This is a genomic window from Pseudomonas gozinkensis (assembly GCF_014863585.1).
Lineage (GTDB): Bacteria > Pseudomonadota > Gammaproteobacteria > Pseudomonadales > Pseudomonadaceae > Aquipseudomonas > Aquipseudomonas gozinkensis.
Genome location: NZ_CP062253.1, coordinates 1,970,048 through 1,986,408, shown reverse-complemented (window position 1 = coordinate 1,986,408; position 16,361 = coordinate 1,970,048). Strand labels below are relative to the sequence as shown.

18 protein-coding genes are annotated in these 16,361 nt (G+C 59.9%); 14 read left to right on the top strand and 4 right to left on the bottom strand.

Features of this window, described 5'->3' with window-relative positions:
* Nucleotides 1-8: 8 nt before the first annotated feature.
* Nucleotides 9-1,100 (bottom strand): chorismate synthase, encoded by a 1,092-nt coding sequence (gene aroC / locus IHQ43_RS09000; protein WP_102718276.1) that lies wholly within the window; start codon nt 1,098-1,100, stop codon nt 9-11.
* A 130-nt stretch (nt 1,101-1,230) separates the two neighbouring features.
* Between aroC and IHQ43_RS08995 the strand changes: the two genes are divergently transcribed.
* Both IHQ43_RS08995 and IHQ43_RS08990 read left to right on the top strand, forming a co-directional pair.
* Nucleotides 1,231-2,184: an alpha/beta hydrolase gene (locus tag IHQ43_RS08995; RefSeq protein ID WP_102688278.1), complete on the top strand. Its 954-nt coding sequence runs from the start codon at nt 1,231-1,233 to the stop codon at nt 2,182-2,184.
* Nucleotides 2,185-2,280: 96 nt separating this feature from the next.
* On the top strand, nt 2,281-3,072 hold the full coding sequence (locus IHQ43_RS08990; RefSeq protein ID WP_007960006.1) for a hypothetical protein: 792 nt from the start codon (nt 2,281-2,283) through the stop codon (nt 3,070-3,072).
* A gap of 123 nt (nt 3,073-3,195) precedes the next feature.
* Here IHQ43_RS08990 and prmB read toward each other — a convergent pair whose 3' ends face one another.
* Complete coding sequence (prmB, locus tag IHQ43_RS08985) at nt 3,196-4,104, bottom strand: 50S ribosomal protein L3 N(5)-glutamine methyltransferase (protein ID WP_192564088.1); 909 nt, start codon at nt 4,102-4,104, stop codon at nt 3,196-3,198.
* A gap of 239 nt (nt 4,105-4,343) precedes the next feature.
* On the opposite strand from prmB, the gene IHQ43_RS08980 reads away from it, so the two are divergent.
* The 5 genes from IHQ43_RS08980 (at nt 4,344) to IHQ43_RS08960 (ending at nt 7,114) form a co-directional block, all read left to right on the top strand.
* Nucleotides 4,344-4,934: a cysteine hydrolase family protein gene (locus IHQ43_RS08980; protein WP_011333204.1), complete on the top strand. Its 591-nt coding sequence runs from the start codon at nt 4,344-4,346 to the stop codon at nt 4,932-4,934.
* A 131-nt stretch (nt 4,935-5,065) separates the two neighbouring features.
* On the top strand, nt 5,066-5,386 hold the full coding sequence (locus tag IHQ43_RS08975; protein ID WP_007960009.1) for a hypothetical protein: 321 nt from the start codon (nt 5,066-5,068) through the stop codon (nt 5,384-5,386).
* A gap of 73 nt (nt 5,387-5,459) precedes the next feature.
* Entirely contained in the window at nt 5,460-6,017 is a 558-nt protein-coding gene (locus IHQ43_RS08970) for a Smr/MutS family protein (RefSeq protein ID WP_192564087.1), read from the top strand.
* 77 nt (nt 6,018-6,094) lie between these two features.
* On the top strand, nt 6,095-6,640 hold the full coding sequence (gene folE / locus IHQ43_RS08965; protein ID WP_003204506.1) for a GTP cyclohydrolase I FolE: 546 nt from the start codon (nt 6,095-6,097) through the stop codon (nt 6,638-6,640).
* 102 nt (nt 6,641-6,742) lie between these two features.
* Nucleotides 6,743-7,114 (top strand): glutathione S-transferase N-terminal domain-containing protein, encoded by a 372-nt coding sequence (locus IHQ43_RS08960; protein WP_192564086.1) that lies wholly within the window; start codon nt 6,743-6,745, stop codon nt 7,112-7,114.
* Nucleotides 7,115-7,146: 32 nt separating this feature from the next.
* Here IHQ43_RS08960 and IHQ43_RS08955 read toward each other — a convergent pair whose 3' ends face one another.
* Entirely contained in the window at nt 7,147-8,313 is a 1,167-nt protein-coding gene (locus tag IHQ43_RS08955; protein WP_192564085.1) for an aminotransferase-like domain-containing protein, read from the bottom strand.
* Between the two features lie 82 nt (nt 8,314-8,395).
* Between IHQ43_RS08955 and IHQ43_RS08950 the strand changes: the two genes are divergently transcribed.
* The 4 genes from IHQ43_RS08950 to IHQ43_RS08935 all read left to right on the top strand — a co-directional run bounded on the left by IHQ43_RS08950 (nt 8,396) and on the right by IHQ43_RS08935 (nt 12,836).
* A complete protein-coding gene (locus IHQ43_RS08950; protein WP_192564084.1) occupies nt 8,396-8,839 on the top strand; it encodes a MarR family winged helix-turn-helix transcriptional regulator in 444 nt (147 codons plus the stop codon).
* 196 nt (nt 8,840-9,035) lie between these two features.
* Nucleotides 9,036-10,385 carry an NCS2 family permease gene (locus IHQ43_RS08945; protein ID WP_192564083.1) on the top strand — a complete coding sequence of 450 codons (1,350 nt, stop codon included), beginning with the start codon at nt 9,036-9,038 and terminating at the stop codon, nt 10,383-10,385.
* A gap of 87 nt (nt 10,386-10,472) precedes the next feature.
* Entirely contained in the window at nt 10,473-11,102 is a 630-nt protein-coding gene (locus IHQ43_RS08940) for a LysE family translocator (protein WP_192564082.1), read from the top strand.
* A gap of 141 nt (nt 11,103-11,243) precedes the next feature.
* Nucleotides 11,244-12,836 (top strand): hypothetical protein, encoded by a 1,593-nt coding sequence (locus IHQ43_RS08935; protein ID WP_192564081.1) that lies wholly within the window; start codon nt 11,244-11,246, stop codon nt 12,834-12,836.
* A gap of 107 nt (nt 12,837-12,943) precedes the next feature.
* Here the strand turns inward: IHQ43_RS08935 and uraH are convergent, their stop codons facing one another.
* Nucleotides 12,944-13,297 (bottom strand): hydroxyisourate hydrolase, encoded by a 354-nt coding sequence (gene uraH / locus IHQ43_RS08930; RefSeq protein ID WP_011333195.1) that lies wholly within the window; start codon nt 13,295-13,297, stop codon nt 12,944-12,946.
* A gap of 430 nt (nt 13,298-13,727) precedes the next feature.
* On the opposite strand from uraH, the gene puuE reads away from it, so the two are divergent.
* The 3 genes from puuE (at nt 13,728) to alc (ending at nt 16,249) form a co-directional block, all read left to right on the top strand.
* Nucleotides 13,728-14,654, top strand: coding sequence for an allantoinase PuuE (gene puuE / locus IHQ43_RS08925; protein WP_192564080.1), 927 nt, complete (start codon nt 13,728-13,730; stop codon nt 14,652-14,654).
* Nucleotides 14,651-15,166, top strand: coding sequence for a 2-oxo-4-hydroxy-4-carboxy-5-ureidoimidazoline decarboxylase (uraD, locus tag IHQ43_RS08920; RefSeq protein WP_007960034.1), 516 nt, complete (start codon nt 14,651-14,653; stop codon nt 15,164-15,166). The genes puuE and uraD overlap by 4 nt, the downstream gene beginning before the upstream one ends.
* Before the next feature lie 87 nt (nt 15,167-15,253).
* On the top strand, nt 15,254-16,249 hold the full coding sequence (gene alc / locus IHQ43_RS08915; RefSeq protein ID WP_007960036.1) for an allantoicase: 996 nt from the start codon (nt 15,254-15,256) through the stop codon (nt 16,247-16,249).
* Nucleotides 16,250-16,361 lie beyond the last annotated feature (112 nt).

Here is a 16,361-nt window from a genome sequence, read left to right as displayed (position 1 = left end):
ATCACCCATCAAAGCTGACCCAGCACCGGGGTGCTCACGCGCACATCGGCGTTCTGGCCACGGTGACGCAGCAGGTGATCCATCAGCACGATGGCCATCATCGCCTCGGCAATCGGTGTGGCGCGGATGCCGACGCATGGATCGTGACGGCCCTTGGTGATCACTTCGACCGGGTTGCCATCGATGTCGATCGAACGGCCCGGGGTGGTGATGCTCGAGGTTGGCTTCAACGCCAGGTGCGCGACGATCGGCTGACCCGAAGAGATTCCGCCGAGGATGCCGCCGGCGTTGTTGCTGAGGAAACCTTCCGGGGTCAGCTCGTCACGGTGCTCGGTGCCGCGCTGGGCGACGCAGGCGAAACCGGCGCCGATTTCCACGCCTTTGACCGCGTTGATGCTCATCAGCGCGTGGGCCAGTTCGGCGTCGAGACGATCGAAGATCGGCTCGCCCAGGCCCGGCATCACACCTTCGGCAACCACGGTGATCTTGGCCCCGACCGAATCCTGATCGCGGCGCAGCTGGTCCATGTAGGCTTCCAGCTCCGGCACTTTGTCCGGGTCCGGGCTGAAGAAGGCGTTCTGCTCGACCGATTCCCAGGTCTTGAACGGGATTTCGATCGGGCCGAGCTGGCTCATGTAGCCGCGAATGACGATGCCCTGGCTGGCCAGGTACTTCTTGGCGATGGCACCGGCCGCGACGCGCATGGCGGTTTCCCGCGCGGAGCTGCGACCGCCGCCGCGATAATCGCGCTCGCCGTATTTGTGGTGGTAGGTGTAGTCGGCATGGGCCGGGCGGAACAGGTCCTTGATCGCCGAGTAGTCCTTGGACTTCTGGTCGGTGTTGCGGATCAGCAGACCGATGGAGCAGCCGGTGGTGCGCCCCTCGAACACGCCGGAGAGGATTTCGACTTCGTCGGCTTCCTGGCGCTGGGTGGTGTGGCGGCTGGTGCCCGGCTTGCGACGGTCGAGATCGCGTTGCAGGTCTTCAAGAGAAATCTCCAGGCCCGGCGGGCAGCCGTCGACAATGGCGACCAACGCCGGACCATGGCTTTCGCCCGCGGTGGTGACAGTGAACAGCTTGCCGTAGGTATTGCCGGACATGCAGGACGCTCCGTGAAATCGAACCCAAATTCGTGATGCGCGCCAGTATACGCAGGCTAACCGAGTAGTTCATCCTCGAACCTTAGCGGTGTGGGTGAGTCCAACCGGCACCTTGGCAAATGATGGCGTGATGATGCTGCGAGTTTTGATCTTGAGCCTTTCCCTGTTTACCGGCTTCGTCCAGGCAACTGTCCTGCAACGTCCGGTCACGTTGACCACCGACAACGGCGAACTTTTCGGCTCGCTGTTGCTGCCAAAATCCGACAGCCCCGTGCCGGTTGTCCTCATTCTTTCCGGCTCGGGTCCTACCGATCGTGACGGAAACAACCCCGACGGCGGGCGCAATGACAGCCTCAAGCGACTGGCCTGGGTGCTGGCAAAACACAACGTCGCCAGTGTGCGTTTCGACAAGCGCGGTGTGGCTGCCAGCCTGGCGGCAACTCCGGACGAGCGAAACCTGTCGGTGGAAGCCTATGTGGCGGACGCCGTGGCCTGGGGTCAGAAGCTGAAAGCCGATCCGCGCTTCGGCCCGTTGATCCTGCTCGGTCACAGCGAGGGCGCGCTGATTGCCAGCCTGGCGGCGCCAAAGGTCGACGCGGCTGCGGTCATCTCGCTTTCCGGCACAGCCCGACCGATCGATCAGGTGCTGCGTCGGCAACTGGCCCGCAGCCTCCCTCCTCCGCTGATGCTGCGCAGCAACGAACTGCTCGACAGCCTCAAGGCCGGGCGCACCGACGACAATGTGCCGGCGCCGCTGCAGGTGATTTTCCGTCCGAGCGTGCAGCCGTACCTGATTTCGCTGTTCCGTCAGGATCCGGCGGCGGCTTTCGCCCAGCTGAAAATGCCGGCACTGATCGTCCAAGGCAGCAACGACATTCAGGTTCAGGTCGATGATGCGAAGTTACTCAAGGCCGCCAAACCGGATGCGCAACTGGCGCTGATCGAAGGCATGAACCATGTGTTGCGCATCGTGCCCAACGACGTGAAGCGGCAACTGGCCTCCTACAAGGACCCGAATTTGCCACTGGCGGCGGAACTGGGGACACGCGTCCTTGAATTTATTGACGGACTTCGCACCCGTTAAGCTCTTTTACCCTCCAGTCTTGCAGAAAACGGCCGATAAGCCTTTGTCGCCAGCGTACTGGCTGGCGGCAAGCAGCTTGGACAGGATCTCGCCGTTATGACTGATACCCAGACTTCACCCGACACCACCGCTGAAAAAGACGCACCGCCAGCGGTCGAGCTGCCATGGGCGGATGTCCACGTCGAGCACCACAAGATGCTCCGCCTGGCGCCGTTGCAGACCGACCGCAATACCGGCGGACGGCCGCTGCGCTTCGTCGAATTCGGTTACGCCGAACGCAACGGCAAAGAGCACAGCCTGATGCGCATGGCAATCAAGCTGCCTGCCCAGCGCGTGCGTAAAGAACAGAATCACCTGGACGTGTGGGTCGACCACACGACCAAACGCGTGCATTTCGGCCCGGACAGCGGTTTGCAGATCGAACCGATGAACCGTGGTATCGGCCGCTTCATGGCCGCCCAAGGCATCAACTGGGCGAAAAAGCGTTGGCCCACCTACACCGTCGACGGCATGGACTTGAACAACAAGGACGCGCTGAATGAAGACACTCGCCTGCGCCGCGATCACTTTCTGCGGGTGCATGGCTTTGATGTGGTTTACGCCGACGCCCAGCATTTGAAGGGCAGCGTCAAGGAAGTCCAGGTCGGCGACTTGCTGGGCGACTGGAACAGCGAAAAGCTGCAGATCGTCGAAATTCTTGAAGCCGCGCAAATGCTGCAGCAGGCCGAGCAGAATCTGGCCGAACAGGAAGTGAAGCTGAAGAAACAGGAAGACAAGGTCAGCAAGTTCAAACGTGAAGACGCGGGCTTGCGCTTCACCATTACGTGTCTGGTGGCGTTTGCGGTGTTTCAGGCCGGGTTGCTGATCTGGATTGCCACGCACCGCTAAAGACTTCAGACCGAGGCGTCCCCATCGCGGGCAAGCCCTCTCCCACAGATTCTGTGTGTGCCGCAACCTTTGGAACAACACAAAACCTGTGGGAGCGTGGCTTGCCCGCGATGCTTTTAAGGGTCAGACGCGGGAAGCGAACAGTGCCTGATGGGCGCGGCACTGTTCGGCGGTCAGCATGAACACGCCATGCCCGCCGCGCTCGAACTCCAGCCAGGCGAAATCGACTTCCGGGTACAACGCCTCGACGTGGACCTGGCTGTTGCCCACCTCGACAATCAGCAAACCCTTCTGGGTCAGGTGATCTGCTGCTTCGGCGAGCATCCGGCGCACCAGGTTCAAACCGTCATCGCCGCAGGCCAGGCCCAGTTCCGGCTCGTGCTGGTATTCGTCCGGCATGTCGGCGAAATCTTCCGCATCGACGTAGGGCGGGTTCGACACGATCAGGTCGAAACGTTGGCCCGGCAGACCGTCAAAACCATCGCCCTGCACAGTGAACACACGCTCATCGACGCCATGGCGTTCGATGTTCTGGTTCGCCACTTCCAGCGCTTCGAACGACAGGTCCGCCAGCACTACTTCGGCGTTCTGGAACTCATAGGCGCACGCGATGCCGATGCAACCGGAGCCGGTGCACAGGTCAAGAATCCGCGCCGGCTCGTCGCCGATCCACGGTGCAAAACGGTTTTCGATCAACTCGCCAATCGGTGAACGCGGAATCAGCACGCGCTCATCGACAATGAAGGACATACCGCAGAACCACGCTTCGCCCAGCAGGTAAGCGGTCGGAATGCGTTCTTCGATGCGGCGCTTGAGCAGGCGCTGAAGATTGACCAGTTCATCGTCTTCCAGCGCGCAATCCAGATAGCTATCAGCGATTTCCCAAGGCAGGTGCAAGGCACCGAGCACCAACTGCCGGGCTTCGTCCCAGGCATTGTCGGTGCCATGGCCGAAAAACAGATCCTCCCCATGGAAGCGGCTGACGGCCCAACGGATGTGGTCGCGCAGGGTACGAAGTCGGGAAGTGATCACGGGGCAGAACTCCAGAAAAAACGACTGGCGATTCTAGCAGCCAAAACGCGCCGCGACGACGCAGGAAAGATTCCGGGGCGACGGTAGGACGCTTCCGATTTTCCACTCGACTATTGAACAGATCGTGTAACTTGACAACGCTGCAGGCCAGCAACGACGGTGCCTACGATGGTAGCGATTCACAGAACCGCTCAGCCAGAGGACAATGTCGCAAAAGCCCCACCCGAAGGAGCCCCAGAATGTCCGTTCCAAAAACGATGTTTCAACTCAGCGGTCGCGGTTACGCAGCGGCCACGTTGAGCCATGCCACCGTGGTCATCATCGATGCCCAGAAAGAGTATCTTAGCGGCCCGCTGGCCCTGAGCGGCATGGACGCGGCTGTCGCGAACATCAAACAACTGGTTGCCGCCGCCCGCGCAGCCGGCCGGCCGATCGTGCACGTGCGTCACCTCGGCACCGTCGGTGGTCTGTTCGACCCCCAGGGCGAACGCGGCGAGTTCATCCCCGGCCTGGAACCCCAGGGTGATGAAACCATCATCGGCAAGTTGCTGCCGAGCGCCTTTCACGGCACCGAACTCTACGATCGTCTGCAAACCATCGGCTCGCTGGACTTGATCGTCTGCGGTTTCATGAGCCACTCCAGCGTCAGCACCACCGTGCGCGCGGCGAAGAACCTGGGTTTCCGTTGCACTCTGGTCGAAGATGCCTGCGCCACCCGCGATCTGCCGTTCAAGGGCCGCGTGCTCAGCGCCGAACAGGTGCAGGAAGCGGAAATGGCGATCATGGCCGACAACTTCGCCACCCTCGCGCTGACCCAGGATCTGATCTGATCGACCGTAAATGAGCGGCTCAGCCCGCCGCTCATCTGCAAAAACCTCGCATTTGCTTCAATTACCCTAGCCTCAGGAACAACCCGGTCAACTCCCGGTCGAAGGGCCGATACCCATTGAGGAAGGTCGGAATGAAGTTATCCGATGGATTTGACGCACGCCGCTTGCGGCCCAAAGGCCAAAGCAACTGGCGATTTCGATTCGGCGCGGCGATCGCGGCCATTCTGGCCACGTTCGGCGTGCTGCTGGCGATGGCCGGGGCCGCCAGCCTGCTGGGGCGCCCGCCGGCGCTCGGCGATCTGAATGCAACACCGCTCGGCTCGGCGATCATTCTGGCAGTCGGCCTGCTGTTCCTGTATTTCGGCGTGGCCCTGTGGCGTCGTTGCCGGCGTCGCGCACGGCAATCGCGGGAATTGAACATGTCCCCGCACCTGATGAAAAAACACGATTGATCGACGGCCTGGCTTTTTGCCGGGCCGTTTTGTGTCTGTTTGGGTAAACTGGCCGCCCTTCGCGGAGGCTGACATGCAAGACGACGATTTTTCCCTGTTCAAAAGTGCGATCCAAGGCGTCAAGCCGATCAAGCACGACCGCGCCGACACCGGCAAACCCAAGGCAGACCGCGCACAGATCGCCAGGCTGCGCCAGTCCGCCACCGTGCGCAGCGACACGACTACCGTTGACGGCCTGTCCGATCAGTTCGTGATCGACGTCGGCCCCGAAGACGAGCTGATGTGGGCCCGCGACGGGGTGCAGGAAAGCCAGATGCGCAAGCTCAAGATCGGGCAGATTCCGTTCGAAGGCAGCCTCGACCTGCACGGCATGAGTGTGGAAAAGGCCCGGGAAACCCTTTGGGCGTTTCTCGCCGAAGCGACCAAATTCGAAATCCGCTGCGTGCGCGTCACCCACGGCAAGGCCGTGCGTCTGGACGGCAAGCGGCCGATGATCAAAAGCCACGTCAACACCTGGCTGCGCCAGCATGCGCAGGTGCTCGGTTTCTGCTCGTGCCAGGCGAAACATGGCGGCGCCGGCGCCGTGTATGTGATGCTCAAACGCACCATGATGGAAGGCCGCGACGAATAATCCCGTCACACCGAACTTGCAGGGTCGTGTCCGCCACCGTACCCTTGCCCTTTGCGAAAATCCCCACAGGTAGTTTCATGTCCCTGGAACAGAATTACACCGCGATTCTCGGCCAACTGGGCGAGGACGTCTCCCGCGAGGGCCTGCTCGACACGCCAAAGCGTGCCGCCAAAGCCATGCAGTACCTCTGCCGCGGTTATGAACAGACGCTCGAAGAGGTCACCAACGGTGCCCTGTTCAGCTCCGACAACAGCGAAATGGTGCTGGTCAAGGACATCGAGTTGTACTCGTTGTGCGAACACCACCTGCTGCCGTTCATCGGCAAGGCCCACGTCGCGTACATCCCGAGCGGCAAAGTGCTGGGCCTGTCGAAGGTTGCGCGGATCGTCGACATGTATGCCCGCCGCCTGCAGATCCAGGAAAACCTCAGCCGCCAGATCGCCGATGCGGTCCAGCAGGTCACCGGCGCGCTGGGCGTGGCGGTGGTGATCGAGGCCAAGCACATGTGCATGATGATGCGCGGTGTGGAGAAACAGAATTCGTCGATGATCACCTCGGTGATGCTCGGTGAGTTCCGTGAAAACGCGGCGACCCGCAGCGAGTTTCTCAGCCTGATCAAGTAATGCGTGACAGAAAAAAACCGGCGTTGATCGCCGGTTTTTTTTCGTCCGTGAAAAATCGGGTAAGCTGCGCGCCTTCTTCAATGTCCCTGTGAGGCTTGTAACGTGTTCGTCAAAGCGCTTCGTGTCGGCCTCGGCCAACTGATCATCTTCGTTGATTTCCTCACCCGCCCGGGCAAGAAACAGCGCCCCGCCGCTGCCCAGGCTCAGGTTGACGCCGCCGCCAAAGACCTGACCCTGTATCAGTTCCACGCCTGCCCGTTCTGCGTGAAGACCCGCCGCAGCCTGCGCCGCCTGAACGTTCCGGTGGCCCTGAAGGATGCGAAAAACAACGAGCAGGATCGTCAGATCCTACTGGAACAGGGCGGCAAGATCAAAGTGCCGTGCCTGCGCATCGAAGAAAACGGCCAGACCACCTGGATGTATGAGTCCATCACGATCATCGAATATCTGAACAAGCGGTTCGCCGCAATCTGAATCAAAAAAAACCGGCCTGATGGCCGGTTTTTTTATGCTGCCTGCGCAGCCTGGGCCTGGCGCACCACCGCCGCCAGACGCTTGAGCCCTTCGTCCAGTCGTGAAGGATCAATGTGACTGAAGTTCAGGCGCAGGTGGCCGGGATTGCGATCCGGCTCGGGGAAGAATGGTTCACCCGGCATGAACGCCACATCATTGGCCAGCGCAGTGTTCAGCAACGTGCGCGTGTCCAGCGGTTGCTTCAGGGTCAGCCAGAAAAACAGCCCGCCCTGCGGCATGTTCCAGTCCGCCAGATCGGCGAAATGGGTTTCCAGTGCCGCTTGAAAGGCATCGCGGCGCTGACGGTAGAAGCCGCGCAATTCACTCAAGTGCTGCTGATATTTCTCACTGCCGATCCACTGCAATGCCTGCCACTGACCGATGCGGTTGGTATGCAGATCCGCTGACTGCTTGAGTTTGAGCAAGTGCGGGAACAGATCCGGGCTGGCGATCAGGTAGCCGACACGCAGGCCCGGCAGCAGGGTTTTCGACACGGTGCCGGTGTAGATCCAGCTGGATTTTTTCAGGCGTCCGGCAATCGGCTGGGCGCTGCCGCCGTCGAAGGTCAGCTCGCGATAAGGCTCATCTTCGATCAGGGTCACGCCAAATTCGTCGAGTAGTGCCGCGACAGCTGCGCGCTTGGCTTCGCTGTAGCGCACGGCGGACGGGTTCTGGAAGGTCGGAATCAAATAGATGAACGCCGGGCGGTGCTGTTCCAGACGCTGGCGCAATTGCGCGAGGTTCGGACCGTCAGCCTCCAGCGGTACAGTCAGGCAATCAGCGCCAAACAGCTGAAAAATCTGCAGCGCCGCCAGATAGGTCGGCGCTTCGAGCAGGATTTCGGTGCCCTTGTCGATGTACAGCTTCGCCGCCAGGTCGAGGGTTTGCTGGGAGCCGCTGACCACCAGCACCTGACTCGCCTCACACGGCAACCCCAGTGCCCTCGCCTCTGCCGCCAGCGCTTCACGCAGTGCCGGCTCGCCTTCACTCATGCCGTACTGGCCGAGAGACAGCGGCATGTCGGCCCACTCGACCTTCGGCAGCATCGCTTCAGCCGGCAAACCGCCAGCGAAGGACATCACTTCCGGACGCTGGGCCGCAGCAAGGATTTCACGGATCAGAGAACTTTTGAGGCGTGAGACACGTTCGGAAAAAGCCATGGAAGTCACCGCTAGCGAGGCATGGAAAAAATGAGTCAAACTTATTGACTGAAATTACGACAACCTGCCCGGAAACGTCAATATGCTTGACCTTAAAAACTGCGCCAGCCAACAACAAGCCATGGAAGCCTTTTTCTTTGGTTACCAGGCGTTCACTGCCAAGGCCGATGAAATGCTCGAGCGTCGCGGCTTGTCCCGCGTGCATCAACGCATCGTGTTTTTCATCGCCCGCTACCCGAACCTGAGCGTCAAGGAATTGCTCGCACTGCTCGGCGTCAGCAAGCAAGCGCTGAACATGCCGTTGCGGCAATTGCAGGAAATGCATCTGGTGGACAGCGTGGCGTCCGAGACGGACAAGCGAAAACGCCTGCTGGAACTGACCGTCGAAGGCGCGAAATTTGAACAGGCGCTGCGCCGCGAACAGGTGAAATTGCTCGAGCGCGTGTTTGCCGAAGCGGGCGAGACGGCGGTAAACGGCTGGCTGGCGGTAAATCTGGCGCTGGGAACCAACCGCTCGAACGAGTGATATAGCTCGATCGCCAATCTTTTCGTCTACAAAACCAAAAACAATATTTGCTTTATTTGTACACAAAAGCATAATCCACAGCGTGCGAGTTCCTGACCGCATGGTCAACAAATTCGCGTATGCCTCAAAGGACTGCTGCCACCCCTCATGGGTCCGGTCCTGGAAATAACAATAAAACTCTTGAGGAGTACTCGCTGTGGAAAGCCGCAAATCCGAAGCATCGACGCTGGAACTCTCGCCGCCTTTACGCAATGGCCTGCTGGAGCGCATCTTCAAACTCAGCTTGCATGGCACCACGGTGAAGACCGAGCTGATTGCCGGTCTGACAACCTTCATCACCATGGCCTACATCATTTTCGTCAACCCGAACATCATGGCCGATGCCGGGATCGATCACGGTGCAGCCTTCGTCGCCACCTGTATCGCCGCCGCGCTGGGCTGCCTGCTGATGGGCCTCTACGCCAACTGGCCGGTAGGCCTGGCGCCGGGCATGGGCCTCAACGCGTTCTTCACCTACACCGTGGTCGGCACCATGGGCTACAACTGGGAAACCGCCCTCGGTGCGGTGTTCGTCTCGGGCGTGCTGTTCATGATCCTGACCTTCTCGCGGATCCGCGAATGGCTGCTCAACAGCATTCCGGTCAGCCTGCGCTACGCGATGGGCGCCGGTGTGGGTCTGTTCCTTGGGCTGATCGGCCTGAAAACCGCCGGCATCGTCGTCGATAGCCCGGCTACCCTGATCAAGCTCGGTTCGTTGCGTGAACCCGGTCCACTGCTAGCCGCCATCTGCTTTCTGATGATCGCGATCCTCAGCTACCACAAAGTGTTCGGCGCGATCCTCATCAGCATCATCACCGTGACCCTGGCCGGCTGGGGCCTGGGCATCGTGCACTATGAAGGGATCATGTCCACCCCGCCGAGCCTGGCGCCGACCTTCATGGCCATGAATGTCGCCGGCGTGTTCAACGTCAGCATGATCAGCGTGGTCCTCGCCTTCCTTTTTGTGCACATGTTCGACACCGCCGGTACCCTGATGGGCGTCGCACAGCGCGCCAACCTGGTGAACGCTGACGGCCGTATCGAAAACCTGTCGCGCGCCATGAAAGCCGACTCCGCCTCCAGCGTTTTCGGCGCAGTGGTTGGCGTTCCGCCGGTCACCAGCTACGTGGAAAGTGCCGCCGGTGTAGCGGCTGGTGGTCGGACTGGTCTTACCGCAGTCACCGTGGGTGTGCTATTTATAGCCGCGATGTTCTTTGCACCGCTGGCCGGCATGATTCCCGCTTACGCCACCGCCGGCGCGCTGATTTACGTAGCGATGCTGATGATGGGCGGCATGGCGCACATCGAATGGGACGAAGCGACCGACAGCATTCCGGCGATCGTCACCGCGATCATGATGCCGCTGACCTTCTCGGTCGCCGACGGTATCGCGCTGGGCTTCATTACCTATGTCGCGCTGAAGGCCGGCACCGGTAAATACAAAGAGATCTCCGTCAGCCTGTGGGTGCTCTGCGCGATCTTCATCGCCAAGTTCATCTTCCTGTAAGCGCTACGCGGTTCAAGCAACAAAACAGCCTCACCCCAACGGGTGGGGCTTTTGCACATTCTTGATAACGATAAAAAGGAGCAAGTGATGAGTCTGGAAACCTGGCTGCTGTTCAGCGGCGCTGCGCTGGTGGTGATCCTGATTCCGGGGCCGCTGTCGTTGCTGATGATCAGCAACAGTCTGAATTACGGTCTGCGTCGATCGTACCCGGCGTTTCTTGGCGGCGTGTTCGCCTCGATCTGCCTGCTCAGTGCCTCGGCGCTGGGGCTGGGCGCCCTGCTGCTGGCGTCCGAGAAACTGTTCAGCGCCCTGAAAATCGTCGGCGCAATCTACCTGTTCTACCTCGCCTGGCAGAGCTGGCAGCAATCGCGCCAGCCGGCGGTGGGCGCCACAGTGCCGGACGCCGCGCCGGTTCCGCGTTTCCGCGCGCTGTTCGGGCGCGCCTTTGTACTGGGCGCCAGCAATCCGAAAGACATCCTGTTCTTCGCGGCTTTCCTGCCGCAGTTCCTCAGCGCCGAGCAGCCTTTCCTGCCGCAGTTGCTGGTGATGATCGCGACCTGGACGGTGCTCGATCTGCTGTGCAAGTTGACCTACGGCCTCGGCGCCCATGGCGCGGCACGCTACCTGCGCAGCGGCAAGGGCCAGAGCTGGTTCAACCGCATCAGCGCCGGTCTGTTTGGCGGTGCAGGTGCAGCCTCGCTGCTGAGCAGTCACTGAGACCATCGAGCGCGAGTGACAAACGGCAACATTTCGCCTCACGAATAGATATATGTACCGCACATCGCAGCGTTGATTCACCGAACATCCGACCTCTTCTGGCCAGATCAACGTGAATCGACCTTGCGAGTGAAATAATCCATGAGCCCCAAACGCCCCCTGAAACCCGGTGCCAACAACCCCTCACCCGACACAACCTTCACCCTTCCCGACGTCGGGCCTCCAACACTGCACCGACTGCCGCTGAACATTACCTCCCATGGCACAGAGCGGGCACCTGTCGACCACCCCGACACACCTGTTCAATCATCCTCCTCCCGGTCCGCGTCTCTGGAGATTGCCGACCTTCCGCTCGAAACACATATCACCCCGGTCACCGTCCATGCGCCGATCGAGCACTTCTTCCTCCCGCCCAATCAGTTAGCCAGGCTGCCGGCGCCGAATGCGCTTTCCGGCATTCGCGAACTCGGAACGCAAAGACACTTCGTGGATCTTCAGGAAGGAGGAACCGTGCTGCTGGGCATCGACTCGGAAAATCATTACCGGGCCAGGTTGAACAGTGACTTCAGGCCTTCCGGCCCACGTGTCGAACGTTTGGAAGGCACCCTCACCTGGCGCGTGAAGCCAACAGCCGAGAGCGCCGGTGACAACGATTCCAGATTGACCGTCAAGCGTCTGCGAACCCCGGATGAGGATCCTGAAGAAGTCGTCGCGCCCAAACGTTCCTCCACCTCGACGGGTGATGATTGGTCCGATCCCTGGAAAAAATGGGAAGCGCCACCCCAACATGCATCCTCCTCCAGCCTTGAAGTCGATGGCATCCGGTTTCTGCTTGTGCCACGCGGTAGCGATCCCGATCACCCGATCGTTTACATCAAGAATCCGGAACATTGGATATACGATTTCGACTACATGGAGCGCATCCTCGGCACAGACTTGATGCAGCAACCCAGGGGCGCGATCCGCGTTCCGCCAGCCAATCAATGGGAGGTCGATCCGAACCTTCCCTTTCAACACCCGCTGAAGCAATACATCGCCAACTATTTTCCGCAATTGTCGGAAATCTCAGTGGCCAAAGTGGCGAGGCGCCAATTCGGTTTGGCCAACGATGGAGACCTGGCAACAGGCGTCGGCCTGACCCGCCTGCGGCAAACATTCAATGACTGGAAAAGTGGCAACAGCGCACCTCGACCGCCGTTGGCTGATCCATTGCTGATGCTCCCGATATTGCCAACGGCCAGTATGGGGCCGGGATTCGCCCGGACTCTGGATTTACCGACCTCGTCCCCGGAAGGCCCTCTAAAGCGGCTGGACTTCAATTTGACCAGGCAGGAATGGGACGATTTCAAGACAACGCAGTCAGGTACCGAGCTCAAGTGGATGATGACCGCAATCCTGAACCGACAGGGCTATGATGTTTTTCCGCCGACTTCAACGAATGCCTTTCCAGCCCTGGTGTTCCGTCGCAGGAATCATCCCTTCGTCTTTTTCATCAGCCTGTATCGCGTCAAAGGCAGAAAAATTCATCAACCTCTGAATACCGATCCGAATGCGACCGACGCCCGGCTGAATACCCAGATCGGGTACGCGGCACTGCAGGAAATCCTCCAGGCGCACGCTGAAAAAAAACTGGTCTGGCTCAAGGGTGGGTCTCAGGTCCTTGCTTCGCAAACAGATACCGTTTTCATTGTCAGGGATGACGAGTCGAGACTGGAAACACTTGCCAGCCTGTAATCCGTAACACCATTCGCGAGACGAAAAAAAGCCCGCAGTGTGAGCGGGCGAAAGACCAAAGAAGCTATATGCGCAGTCGCTTCCCGGTAGGGGCAGCTGCTTGGGGGTCAGCTGCCCCGATACGTGGAATAACTGTAAGGCGAGATCAGCAACGGTACGTGGTAGTGATCCTGTTCGGCAGAAATGCCGAACCGCAGCACGACCACGTCCAGGAATGCCGGCTCCGGCAACTGGACGCCACGGGCGCGATAGTAATCGCCAGCGTGGAACTGAACCTGATAGACACCGGTACGGTAGTCATCGCCTTGCAGCAGCGGCGCATCGACCCGGCCATCGCTGTTGGTGAGTGCACTGGCGACCAATTCCAGATGCGAACCTTCAACGCGGTACAGCTCGACCTTGATCGAGCTGCCCGGGCAACCGTGTGCAGCGTCCAAAACGTGTGTTGTCAAACGTCCCATTGATTCTGCGCGCCTGCCTGCGTGGAGCAGTCAGACTTCGCGCCTCCCGAAGTCAGTTGAAAAGGAGACCGCACCGTTTCGGAGCACGAAAAGCTGCGGCGAGCGATTGATTAAGACACTTTTCAAAAAAATTGTACACAATAAAAACGACATTTTTCCTGTTATCCCCGCCATCCTTCGATTTCCCGGTGATTTGCCGCTTAACCTCGCATCCATTGAACCCCCAATCCATTAGCTGACTGGTCAGGCAGGTTTCTTGCAGGTTCACGCCATTAACAGCAAAAGATGACAGCCGGTGAAAAATGCGAAAATTCAGGCTTACAAATTGAGAATAAAGTTGTATACAATCAGCCCATCGCTGTGACGCCAGCCTGCCATCCAAACTTCAGGGCGCCACACAATCTGTCAACGAATAAGAAGGAAGACTGCAGTGAGCGCTGACTACCCACGCGACCTGATCGGTTACGGCAGTAACCCTCCTCACCCACACTGGCCGGGCAACGCCCGGATCGCCCTGTCGTTCGTACTCAATTACGAAGAAGGCGGCGAGCGCAACATTCTGCACGGCGACAAAGAATCGGAAGCCTTCCTCTCGGAAATGGTCGCGGCCCAGCCTCTGCAAGGCGCGCGCAACATGAGCATGGAATCGCTTTACGAGTATGGCAGCCGTGCCGGTGTCTGGCGGATCCTGAAACTGTTCAAGGAATTCGATATTCCGCTGACCATCTTCGCTGTGGCCATGGCCGCCCAGCGTCACCCGGACGTGATCCGCGCGATGGTCGAGGCCGGCCACGAGATCTGCAGCCACGGCTACCGCTGGATCGACTACCAGTACATGGATGAGGCGCAGGAACGCGAGCACATGCTCGAAGCGATCCGCATCCTCACCGAACTCACTGGCGAGCGCCCATTGGGCTGGTACACCGGCCGCACCGGCCCGAACACCCGTCGCCTGGTGATGGAAGAAGGCGGCTTCCTCTACGACTGCGACACCTACGACGACGACCTGCCCTACTGGGAACCGAACAACCCGACCGGCAAGCCGCACCTGGTGATCCCGTATACCCTGGACACCAACGACATGCGCTTCACCCAGGTCCAGGGTTTCAACAAGGGCGACGATTTCTTCGAATACCTCAAAGATGCATTCGACGTGCTTTATGCCGAAGGCGCCGAAGCACCGAAGATGCTGTCGATCGGCCTGCATTGCCGTTTGATTGGCCGTCCGGGTCGCCTGGCTTCGCTCAAGCGCTTTATCGAATACGCTAAAAGTCATGAACAGGTGTGGTTCAGCCGCCGCGTCGACATCGCGCGTCACTGGCACGAAACCCACCCGTACCAGGGGGCTGCCAAATGAGCACCTTTCAAACCCTGAAACCGTCGACCCTGAGCCGCGACGCCTTCGTCAAAGCCTTCGCCGACATCTACGAACATTCGCCATGGGTGGCCGAGAAGGCCTTCGACCTGGGCCAGGACGCGTCGATCGACCAGATCGAAACCCTGCACCAGCGCATGAGCGACATCCTGTTGAGCGCCGATCACGCCAGTCAGCTGGCACTGATCAACGCTCACCCGGACCTGGCCGGCAAAGCCGCCGTCCAGGGCGAGTTGACCGAAGCCAGCACCAATGAACAGGCTGGCGCCGGTATTCACCAATGCACGGCCGAAGAGTTCCAGCGCTTCACCGAGCTGAACGACGCCTACAAAGCCAAGTTCAAGTTTCCCTTCATCATGGCGGTAAAAGGCAGCAACCGGCATCAGATCCTCGCGGCGTTCGAAACGCGCATTCACAACCCGGTCGACACCGAGTTCAAATGCGCGCTGGCGGAGATCAACAAGATCGCCCTGTTCCGATTACTGACTCTCTAGCAAGCCTGGCCCGAGCGTGTCAGACGCGGAGAACGCCCAGGGCCTTGCAAGCATCCCAAGCCACTTATTTAAAGGCAGACAAGAAGAATGAAAGCTTACGCCGTACCTTTCGAGAAGTTCGTCAACCTGGCCGATGCCCGTCTGGGCACCAAAATCATCTCGGTCACCGATGACTGGTTCGCAGACGCCAATCGTCTGTTTCAGCCGACCCCGGCCGTGTGGAAGGAGGGCGTGTTCGATGACAACGGCAAGTGGATGGACGGCTGGGAATCCCGTCGCAAGCGCTTCGAAGGCTACGACAGCGCGGTGATCCGCCTGGGCGTACCGGGTTCGATCAAAGGCGTGGACATCGACACTTCATTCTTCACCGGCAACTTCCCGCCATCGGCCTCGCTGGAAGCGTGCTTCCTGGCGTCGGGCGAGCCGGACGAAAACACCCAGTGGACCGAAGTGCTGTCGGCCGTCGAGCTGCAAGGCAACAGCCACCACTACCACGAAATCAGCAACGACAAGGCGTTCAGCCACCTGCGCTTCAACATCTACCCGGATGGCGGCGTGGCCCGTCTGCGCGTGTACGGCATTCCGTTCCGCGACTGGTCGGCTGTTGGCGACAACGAGCAAGTCGACCTGGCTGCAGCCCTCAACGGTGGCCGCGCCCTCGCCTGCTCCGACGAACACTTCGGCCGCATGAGCAACATCCTCAACCCGGGCCGTGGCATCAACATGGGCGACGGCTGGGAAACCGCACGTCGTCGTACCCCGGGCAATGACTGGGTGATCGTCGCGCTGGGCCACCCGGGCGAGATCGAAAAAATCATCGTCGACACCCTGCACTTCAAGGGCAACTACCCGGACACCTGCTCGATCCAGGGCGCGTTCGTCAAGGGCGGCACCGACAGCCAGATCGAAACCCAGTCGCTGTTCTGGCGCGAACTGCTGCCAAGCCAGAAGCTGGAAATGCACGCCGAACACACCTTCGTCGAGCAGATCAAGGCACTGGGCCCGATCACCCACATCCGTCTGAACGTGTTCCCGGATGGTGGTGTGAGCCGCCTGCGCGTACTGGGCAAGGTCGCTAAATAAGCGCTGAACCCAATCGCGGGCAAGCCCGCTCCCACAGGAGACTGTGGTGTACACAAAACCTGTGGGAGCTGGCTTGCCAGCGATGACGATAGAACCAACAACACAGAATTCG